4 protein-coding genes are annotated in these 3,325 nt (G+C 32.7%); all 4 read right to left on the reverse strand.

Going from position 1 to position 3,325, the window contains the following annotated elements; genetic code table 11:
* Positions 1-151 precede the first annotated feature (151 nt).
* Positions 152-421, reverse strand: a complete 270-nt coding sequence (locus tag EDD63_RS11360; protein ID WP_134171429.1) for a hypothetical protein — start codon at positions 419-421, stop codon at positions 152-154.
* Positions 421-1,227, reverse strand: a complete 807-nt coding sequence (locus EDD63_RS11365; protein ID WP_134171430.1) for an ExeA family protein — start codon at positions 1,225-1,227, stop codon at positions 421-423. The genes EDD63_RS11360 and EDD63_RS11365 overlap by 1 nt, the downstream gene beginning before the upstream one ends.
* Positions 1,224-2,471 (reverse strand): DDE-type integrase/transposase/recombinase, encoded by a 1,248-nt coding sequence (locus tag EDD63_RS11370; RefSeq protein ID WP_134171431.1) that lies wholly within the window; start codon positions 2,469-2,471, stop codon positions 1,224-1,226. The genes EDD63_RS11365 and EDD63_RS11370 overlap by 4 nt, the downstream gene beginning before the upstream one ends.
* Before the next feature lie 76 nt (positions 2,472-2,547).
* Positions 2,548-2,958 (reverse strand): DUF6431 domain-containing protein, encoded by a 411-nt coding sequence (locus EDD63_RS11375; RefSeq protein WP_134171432.1) that lies wholly within the window; start codon positions 2,956-2,958, stop codon positions 2,548-2,550.
* Positions 2,959-3,325: the final 367 nt, after the last annotated feature.

A 3,325-nucleotide genomic window follows, 5' to 3' on the forward strand; every position in this document is an offset into this window, starting at 1 on the left:
TGTGCTTCGGCGCTTTATTCTAACCAAACGTAGTCACATTATTTCAACCAACAGCACCTTATGAAAGTCGAATTTAATTATCCTTTCTATATTTATTTTTACCTACATAGTCATTATATTTTATCCGTTTAAAAAAGAGAGGATCATCCTCTCAATAGAAATATAATTGTTGTGGTTCTAGAACTTCAAACATTATCTTTAGTCTTCGATTTCCAAGTATATACTTTATACGCGTATTTACTTCATAATCTTGTTGAAATAGTAAGTAACCGTAATGATCTGCATAGTGTTTAATTATGTGCGATAATTCATCCTTGCAAATTGAGTTATCACGATAGAAATCAATACTCTTTTTAATTTCATTGGCTAATATTGTTTTATGCTTTGGGTGTAGCTGTAATTGTTGAAGATGTTCATTCATCAAATCAACTCCACTTCATTTTGAGCACGCATTACGGTATCTGTATTGATTTCCTTTTCATCTTTTTGACATCCTGCAATTAAGCAATTTGTCAGTATACTGTTCAACTTTCGTAACGACCCTCCACTACATGATGCTATCGCTTCTATCGCCCCATCAGTAAACAATGGTACATTTACGTTTGCATTCGCTAGAGAAGCTTGGATATAACTTGCTATTTCACTTTTACTAATTCCTTCAAAAGTGTAGTTAATAACGATTCGTTGTTGAAGCGCTTCATGTATATTCTTATTTAATGTGTTTTTTAGAATGTTTTGTCCTGTAAGTATTACGATACATGGATTAGTCGAATCCATTTGGAAATTCAGTAATATTTTCAAATCATTAAGTATATCTGTTTTCAAATATTGAGCTTCATCAATAATGATTGTGGGTATCATCCTCTTCTCTTTGCTCATATGTTCAATCGTTTCTTGTATTTGTTTGAAGATATCAATTTTTTTAAAGGCAGGTTCAATGCCTAACCCATATGCTAAAGCTTTATAGAACTCTAATACCGTTAACGTTGACATCGCCAAGTATACAACTTTATATAAACTTGGGTTTAATGAGTTGCGAAAGCATCTCATCGTATAAGTTTTTCCCATACCAGAATTACCAGTAAAAACACCAATACCTTTCACACTTTTCAAATATTCCAATCGTGATGTTGCTTGCTTGTAATCCTGACTTTCAAACTTTTGTTTTATATCAACACCTTTTTCAAAGGGGTTATGGCTCAATCCATAATAACTTAGATGTTTCATAAGTCATCCTCAACCATAGAAAAATCAATGTATTTACGTTTAACTTTTGAATTATCTACTCTTTGTAGCATATAAACACTTTCTTTTCTCATGTTATCTTCATAAATGTATAATTCTTCTAAATTACTCGGATCATATTTGATTTTCAACATCATTCCTATGTATTTTTGCGGCACCTCATACATTTGTCGATTTAATGTAATGGTTGCATCATTTCTCACCTTCCGATTTTCTGTATGTAAAAATCCATCTTCTAACGTTTTCTCGTCTATATACCTTATTTCGTTTTGATCTGTGATATAACGATCTTTCGGACTCATCTTTAATGCACTATGTACTTTGTTTTGGTACTTCTTTCTTAAGTATTCTTCTAATGAAATTCGAACATCTTCAAGCGTATGAAACTGACCATAGTCAGCTGCTCTCATCCATTGGTCTTTTATAGTTCGAAATATTCTTTCTACTTTGCCTTTTGCTTGTGCATCATATGGCTTTGTGTGAATGAGTACAACTCCTAGCATTGCACAAATTAGCGATAATTGTTGGTTTGCGTAACTTGATCCATTATCGACATACAATCGCTTGGGTATTCCATAAGTCGCGATTGCTTTTTTAAATACCTTTTGTACATTTACCGCGCTATCTTCATAGAAGAAATCAAATCCCACCACTAATCGACTTGCATCATCAAGAAAGAGAATTAAATACACCTTCCTCTTTTTCCCCTTTTCTGTAAGATATATTGTGTGGGATGTATCTGCCTGCCAGCAATCATTTGCCTTTTCAAATGCAAAACTTTTCCTTTCTTTTCCTGCGAGTTGTTTACTCTTTAAGTTGTTTCTCGCAATATATCTTGTGATCGTTGTTAGTGACGTTGATTTTACACTAATATAACCCTCCTCTAGTAACTTTTGATGAACCATTGTTGCTGTTATATAGGGATATTTTTCTTTGAGTTCATGGATTCTCTGCTTACTCTCATTATCCAATGTCCTTGTCATCCCAATGTCGTTTCTCGTCTTAGGATACAATCCATCAAATCCTTTCTGTTTGTACAATAGGTACCATGACTTAAATGTTCCTGGTGCATACATTACTTCCCGACCATTAGGTAATTCATACTTCTTTTTTGATAAATCTCGATAATATTGCGATTTACTCTCACCTTGAAAAGTACCATTGATTAATGGTGCAATTAGTGCATATCTAAATAATGCAATTTTCTTCATCATTTGTTCATCCATAGCGAACACCTCCTTGTATGCTCACTATAATATCGGTCGCTCTCAGAGTACATGTAATTATGGTGTGATGATGCTTTCATGATGAATTTATAATCTTTGAGGTTATAGGAATGTGCAAAAAACAGTGTTGATGCTCTTCGTGAAAGCGTTGCAGTTGCATTCTCGTTGATGAAGAAATGAGATTTGTTATTACACCTGCTTTTGTTTTTTCACGAACTCTTTGCACAATTGCCATTAGAATATACTGTCTATCAAAACGTTTGCACCATTGTTTAATTAATTGACGCGGGATTTTATGATCAAAATATTCACATACTTCTTGAATCTCTCTATGTTCTACGTAAATCATTGCCAATGCAAATAACACAACAGAATATGAATACGTAAAGTAAGGTATTATTGTATCGGGTAATAATGCATGTGATGTTCCACATGTCTTACAATATACGCGTTGTACAGTAAATTCTATATAGACTAGATTATCCATCACTAATAGGATTAGATATCTGTTATACGTGCCATTTAAAACGTATTGATGAGAGTCTCCACCAGGACATTTAATTTGTGTAGGATGAAATTTTAATAGATACAATTCATAAATCGTTTTTACTAAACACTTGCAGTCTAATTGAAATAGAGGTAACATATAATTGCTTGACAAAGCGGGAAGAAAACAAGAACTCTATGCAAAGGATGTCGTTGTTTTCTTCTATTTTTTTGTCTTTTCCTTTCTTAACTTAGTCATACAATTTGGCAATTAAAAAGTCAATTTATAGTTTCCAAGATTATCTCAATGGAAATAATAAAATGACTTTTTCTTTGTTTTTCTAGTCATATCTATTTGATGTTTAACA

Source organism: Breznakia blatticola (assembly GCF_004365815.1).
Lineage (GTDB): Bacteria > Bacillota_I > Bacilli_A > Erysipelotrichales > Erysipelotrichaceae > Breznakia > Breznakia blatticola.